Annotated in this window: 4 protein-coding genes; 2 read left to right on the top strand and 2 right to left on the bottom strand. The window is 78.3% G+C overall.

Annotation, left to right across the window (positions count from 1 at the left end; translation table 11 throughout):
• On the top strand, positions 1-665 hold a 665-nt coding region (locus tag VM242_15555), incomplete at its 5' end, for an EamA family transporter (GenBank protein HVM06576.1).
• Positions 666-669: 4 nt separating this feature from the next.
• On the opposite strand, the gene VM242_15550 is transcribed toward VM242_15555, so the two are convergent.
• Together VM242_15550 and VM242_15545 are read right to left on the bottom strand one after the other, a co-directional pair.
• On the bottom strand, positions 670-2,325 hold the full coding sequence (locus tag VM242_15550) for a hypothetical protein (GenBank protein ID HVM06575.1): 1,656 nt from the start codon (positions 2,323-2,325) through the stop codon (positions 670-672).
• Positions 2,326-2,939: 614 nt separating this feature from the next.
• Positions 2,940-4,796 carry an O-antigen ligase family protein gene (locus VM242_15545; protein ID HVM06574.1) on the bottom strand — a complete coding sequence of 619 codons (1,857 nt, stop codon included), beginning with the start codon at positions 4,794-4,796 and terminating at the stop codon, positions 2,940-2,942.
• Between the two features lie 117 nt (positions 4,797-4,913).
• On the opposite strand from VM242_15545, the gene VM242_15540 reads away from it, so the two are divergent.
• Positions 4,914-6,452, top strand: a complete 1,539-nt coding sequence (locus VM242_15540) for an alpha-amylase family glycosyl hydrolase (protein HVM06573.1) — start codon at positions 4,914-4,916, stop codon at positions 6,450-6,452.
• The last annotated feature ends 36 nt before the right edge of the window (positions 6,453-6,488 follow it).

Below are 6,488 nucleotides of genomic sequence, written 5' to 3'. Positions count from 1 at the left end.
GGCCGAACACGACCGGCAGCGTGGCCCTGCTGTACCACGGGCTGGCCGTCGGCCAGATGAGCGTGGTGGCACCGCTGACCGCGGTCGGCTCGGCCACGCTGCCGGTCGTGTTCGGCCTCCTCACCGGGGAGCGGCCGTCGGCCGCCGCCCTGGTCGGGGTCGTCCTCGCCCTCGTCGCCGTGGGGGTGCTGTGCTCGTTCGGCCCCCAGGAGGACCACGGCGAGGAGGACCTCATCCCTGCCGGCCGCAAGGCCAACATGGCCGGGCTGGCCTCGGGCGTCGCCGCCGGCATCGGCTTCGGCGTGTTCTTCATCTGCCTGGGCCGGACCGGGGACGGTGCCGGCATGTGGCCGCTGTTGGGGGCCCGGGTCGTCTCGGTGACGGTCCTGGCCGGGGTGGTCCTGGCGACGGGCCGGGCGCTCCTGCCCGGCGAGCGTACGGGCCCTGCGGTGGTCCTCACCGGGGTGCTCGACGTCACCGCCAACGCCGCCTTCCTGCTCGCCACCCGGCGCGGGCTGCTGTCGATCGTGTCGCTGCTGGCGTCGCTGTACCCGGCGGCCACCGTCGTGCTGGCGCGGGTGGTGCTCCGGGAGCGGCTCTCCGCCGCCCAGTCGGCCGGCCTCGTCGGGGCGGCGGGCGCCGTCGCCCTGATCGTCCTCGGGTGACCGGTCAGGAGGGCGTCCCCACCAGGGCGACCTGGCGGCCGCGCCCGGGGCCCTGGGCGCCGACCGAGACGGCCACGACGGCCCGCTCGCCGACGACGGAGGCGCGGACCACGTTGCGAACCGGCTCGTCGACCAGGTCCTCGACGGGGAAGGCGTCCCACGTGCGGCCGTCGCGGCTAACGACGATCCAGGGGGCGACGGGCCCCCGCTCGAAGCCCTTCTCGGCGACCATGACGGCGGCGACGACGCCGAACGCGCCGACGCCGGCCGACACGAGCGACATCTGGGCCTCGGGCCCGGCCTCCAGCACGTCGCCCAGCGGCGTCGTCACCCAGCCGCCGGCGCCGTCCGCCCGCACGACCACGGCCCCGGTCTCCCCCTGGGCCACGACGGTCGCCACGCCGGCGACGCGACCGGCCGCCGCCGCCCACGACCCCGGCACCGCGCCCGACGCCGCCCACGAACGCCCGTCGGGCGACTCCAGGGCGACCACGCTCGGGCGGCCCGGCCGGTCGGAGGTGGTGGTGACGAGGGCGAACCCGGCGTCGGAGACGTCGAGCAGGACGGGCCCCTGCACGCCGAGAACGGGCGGCAGGTCGACCCGCTCGAAGTCGTCGCTGCCGGCGGGGGCGAGGAAGGCCACCGGCTGGCGGCGGACGGCCCGGAGCAGGTCGCCGTCCACCCCGAGCTGCTCCCACGTGTAGCTGGCGGTGACGCCCCGGGCGTCCTGGGGCGGCACCATCACCGGCTCGCGGTCGTCGTCGCCCGTCCTGCACCAGACCGGGTGGACCTCGCCAGTGGCGTCGGCCGGGATGACCTCCGCCTTCTCGGGCGGCGAGGACCCGGACGGGCACACGCCCTCCCGCTCGGGGCCGAGGAGGTCCACGCCCGACTCGGTCTGCACCCATCCGTGGGGCGCCGTGACCCCGGCGGGCAGCGACGCGTTGACGTCCAGCGAGGCGTCGAGGACGCCCACGACCAGCGTGCCGGCCGGCCCGGCGGCCACGGCCGTCGAGCGCACGATCGAGCGGGTGCTGCGCGCCGCGATCGCCTCGAGGTCGACGGGCAGCCGCGCCTTGCGCCACGTGCGTGCACCGTCGTCGGACCAGCCCACGAGCAACGGCGAGACCGGGCGCCCACCGGGAGCGGCGGTCGCCGGACCGGTGCCCACCGCGTACACACGGTCGTCCCGGGCCGACAGGTCGGAGGCGTACAGGTCGGTGCCGAGCACGGAGAGGGACGTCCACTCCACGCCGTCGTCCGAGCGCCACACCACCCGGCGCTCGCCGGGGGCGTTCACGTCGGCCTCGCCGGGGGCGGTCGACAGGGCGTACAACGGGGCGGTCGAGCCGGTGCCGGTGGCGAACCCGAGGGCCGTCTCGGGCGTCACCGCACGCCACGTCACCCCCACGTCGCCGCGCACCACGGCACCGCCGGAGGCGACGGACGTCGACTCCCCACCGTCGAGCAGGTCGACGCTCACCGACCCGGCGGCCACGAGGGCGGCCACGGACAGCACGGCGACGGCCCGGTGGCGGCGGGTGGTACGGCCGGATGCCCGGCGCAGGACGGCGTCGACGTCGCCGGCCGGCACGTCGTAGGAGCGTGCCGCAGCGGTGAGGTCGAGGCGCTCGGGGTCGAGGGTCAGGCGGTCGGTCACGGGCCTCCCCGGGGCGAAGGTGGTCGAGGCGGGCCCGCAGGCGCTCGAGCCCGCGGGACTGGCGGCTCTTCACCGTCCCCGGGCGGGTGCCCAGGGCGGCGGCCGTCTCCTGCTCGGACAGTCCGAGGTAGAAGCGGCAGACGAGGACGGCCCGCTGGCGCACGTCCAGCTCGGCCAGGGCGGCGCGCACGGCGGGCTCGGCCAGGGCGGCGCGCACGGCGGGCTCGGCCACCGGCCCCACGTCGGGCGCCGCCCGCTCGGTGGGCGGCGCCGGTTGGCGGCGACGGCGGGAGAGCACCGAGGTCGCCCAGTTGAGCCCGACCCGGTACACCCACCCGGCCGGGTCGGCGTAGGCGCCGATGCGGGCCCACCGCTGGAAGGCGCGGGCCATGGCCTCGTCGGCCGCCTCGGCGCCCAGCGCGCCGTCGCCCAGCGTTAGGGCGAGGGCCCGGGCGACCCGGTCGCGTGCCTCCCGGTAGAAGGCGACGAACGACTCCTCGGCGGCGGCCGACGGATCGGCGACAGCCTCGCCCGCCGGTCCGGTGACGGGCGACTCGGTGTCCAGCGGGAACCCCAGCAGGCCGTCCACGCCGAGTACACCCGCGGGGAGGCCGTCAGGTTCCATCGGCGCTGCGCAGGACCTGGCGGGCCCGCGAGTCCGCCGGCTCCCGCGCGAGCGCCCGCCGGGCGGCGGCGCGGGCGTCGTCCCACCGGCCGGCCCGGGCGTAGGCGAGGGCCAGGTTGGCGGGCCCGGCCGCGCTGCGGGGCGCCAGGCGCTCGGCCTCCAGCCATGCCTCCTCGGCGGCCGGCAGGTCCCCGTCGAGGTCACGGGCGAGGCCGAGGCGCAGAAGGGTCTCGGCGTTGCGCGGGTCGCGGGAGGCGAGCCTCTCGAGGGCGGTGCGGGCGGCACGGACGTGGTCGGGGTCGCCGCTCAGCCGGGCCCGGTCCAGCAGCAGCCGGCCCCGCTCGGCCCCGGCGACCGGGTCGCGCGGCGACACGTCCAGGGCCCGGTCGACCTGGGCCAGGGCGCGGCCCCACCCGCCCGGGGCCGTCCCCGACGCCTCGGCCCGGGCGGCCACCAGGCGGTAGCGGACGGCGTCGGGCCGGAGGCGGGCGGAGGCGGCCGGCTCGTCCACCGCCTCGTCCCGGGAGACGGCGGCCAGGGTCGCCCGGGCCCGCCGGTCGGCAGCCACGTCGAGCACCCCCGCCACCAGGGCGGCGCCGGCGGCCACCCCGGCCACCGCGGGGACGAGGCGCGGGCGGGCCAGGGCCCGGCGCTCCACCGGCCGCACGCAGCGGGACACCACGATGCCGGCCAGCAACCACGCCACCGGCTCCAGCTCGGCCACCGGGAACAGGAACGACGACTGGGCGGCGTAGGCCACGAGACCGGCGGCCGTCCCCGCCACCCACGACGGGCTGGTGCGCAGGGCCCGCAGGAGGAAGCGGCCGACGACCACGAGCAGGGCCAGATAGGCCGCCAGCCCGGTGAGGCCGGTGGTGGCGGCCACGTCGAGCGGCGCGCTATGGGCCCGGTCGGGGAGCGGGTTCCGGCCGTGGTCCTGCTCGTAGTCGTCGTCCACGGCTCGGGCGAAGGCGATGCGGTAACCCTCGGGCCCGGCGCCCAGGATGGGATCGCGGGCGACCATGCGGGCAGCGACCCGCCACTCGTCGAGCCGGCCGCGGGGCCCGCCCTCGGCCGCCGTCACCGCGTCGCCCAGCCGCCCGGTCGCCCCGGCGACCAGCGCGAACGCCGCCACGGCGGCGCCCGCCAGCGCCAGGTTCCGCCGCAGGGCGCGGTGGCGGCGGAGGGCGCCGCGGCGGGCGGCGACGGCCACCACCAGCGCCACCGCCGTCCCGACCCAAGCGGCGCGCGCCCCCGACAGGACGAGGGCGGCCGCCCCGGCGGCGCCGGCCACGGTGGCGGCCCGGCGGGCGTCGCGGTGCCAGCGCAGGTCCAGGGAGATGCCGAGCGCCACCGGGGTGAGCAGGGCGCCGACGGCGCCGAGGTAGGCCGACGAGCCGACCGTGCCGAGCGGGCGGTCGCCGGCGCCGGTGAGGCGGACGGGCTCCCAGCCGAGGTTCTCCGCCGTCGCCCACAGCCCCACCGCGGCGCAGGCGGCCGCCGCCGAGGCGGTGACGAAGCGGGCGTCGTCCTCGTCCAGCTGCTGCCCCACGGCGAAGGCCAGCGCGCCCAGCACCCACGCCAGGACGCCGAACCGCCGCTCCGGCGTCCCCGTCCACGCGTAGAGCGGGTCGACGCCGAACGCCGCGGCCAGGGCCACGACCCCGAGCAGGACCGCCCAGGGCACGACGGTGGCCCGGGCCACCGTGAGCCGGCGGCCGCGGCCGGGCAGCACGGCGACGGCCAGGAACACCAGGGTGGGGACGAGCGCCCACTTGACGGGCCCGAACGGCGACAGCCCGCCCGGGTCCACGGCCAGCACGGCGGCCACCGGGAGGGCCGCCACGACCCACCCGCGGGCCGACGGGTTCACCGCGTCGGGCCGGCCGGCGTCGTCGGCGTCACGTTCGGAGGGTACGGCGCCGACCGGCCTGCCGCCCGTCAGGTCCTACGCTCCGCCGCCATGCCCGAACCGTGGTGGCGGTCCGCCGTCGTGTACCAGGTCTACCCGCGGTCGTTCGCCGACTCCGGCCGCCCGCCGGCCGGCGTGGGCGACCTCGAAGGGGCCCGCCGGCGCCTCGGCCACCTGGCCGACCTCGGCGTGGACGCCCTGTGGCTCTCCCCCTTCTTCCCCTCGCCCCAGCACGACTTCGGCTACGACGTGGCCGACTACTGCGACGTCGACCCGGCGTTCGGCACCCTCGACGACGTCGACCGCCTCGTGGCCGACGCCCACCGGCGCGGGCTGCGCGTCCTCCTCGACTGGGTGCCCAACCACACCAGCTCCGAGCACCCGTGGTTCGTCGAGTCGCGCGCCTCCCGCACGTCGCCCAGGCGGGACTGGTACGTCTGGCGCGACGGCGACCCCTCCACCCCGCCGAACAACTGGGTGGCCGCCTTCAGCGGCGGCCCGGCGTGGACGTGGGACGAGGCGACCGGCCAGTGGTACCTCCACCAGTTCCTGCCCGAGCAGCCCGACCTCAACTGGGCCAACCCCGAGGTCGTGGACGCCATGCACGGCGTGCTCCGCTTCTGGCTCGACCACGGCGTGGACGGCTTCCGCATCGACGTCGTCCACGGGCTGGGCAAGGACCCCACCCTCCCCGACGACCCGCCCGAGGTGGCGGGGACCCCGCACTCGTCGCTCAACGACCGGCCGGAGACGCACGAGATCATCCGGGGCCTGCGCCGCCTGGCCGACTCCTACCCGGGCGAGCGGCTGCTGGTCGGCGAGGTGTACCTGCTCGACACCACCAAGGTCGCCGCCTACTACGGCGACGGCGACGAGCTGCACCTGGCGTTCAACTTCCCTCCCCTGTACGCGCCGTGGGACGCCGGCGAGTGGCGGGCGCACGTCGAGCGGGCGCAGGCCGAGCTCGGCGCCCGCCGCGCCTGGCCGACGTGGGTGCTCTCGAACCACGACAACCCCCGCCACCGGACCCGCTACGGCACCGACGGGCGGGCCCGGGCGGCGGCCGTCCTGCTGCTCACGCTGCGGGGCACGCCCTTCCTCTACGCCGGCGAGGAGCTCGGGCTGGAGGACGCCGTCGTCCCGCCCGAGCGCCGGGCCGACCCCGGGGGGCGGGACGGGTGCCGGGCGCCCGTGCCGTGGGACGCGTCGCCCGCCCACGGGTGGTCGACGACCGACCCGTGGCTGCCGTGGCCGCCCGACGCCGACCGCCGCAACGCCGAGGTGCTGGCCGCCGACCCGTCGTCCATCCTCCACCTCTACCGCCGGCTGCTGGCCGCCCGCCGGGCGTCGCCGGCGCTCTCGCTGGGCGACCTCGGCCTGCTGCCGGCGCCCGACGGGGTGCTCGCCTACCGGCGCTCGTCGGGCGACGACGAGCGGGTGGTGGTCGTGAACTTCGCCGACGCGGCGGCGGGCGTCGCGCTCGACGGGGCGTGGGCGGTCGAGCTGTCGAGCGACCCGTCGCTCGCCGAAGGCGGCCCCTTCGGGGGCAGCCTCCCGGCGTCCGCCGCCGTCGTCCTGGCGCCGGCCTGAGCGTTCTCCGGAGCGGCGGGCGGGGGCGGCGTGGGG

The sequence above is a fragment of the Acidimicrobiales bacterium genome (assembly GCA_035540975.1).
Classification (GTDB): Bacteria; Actinomycetota; Acidimicrobiia; order Acidimicrobiales.
Note: the sequence above shows the minus strand (reverse complement) of the source record. Positions and strands in the feature narration are given on the sequence as shown.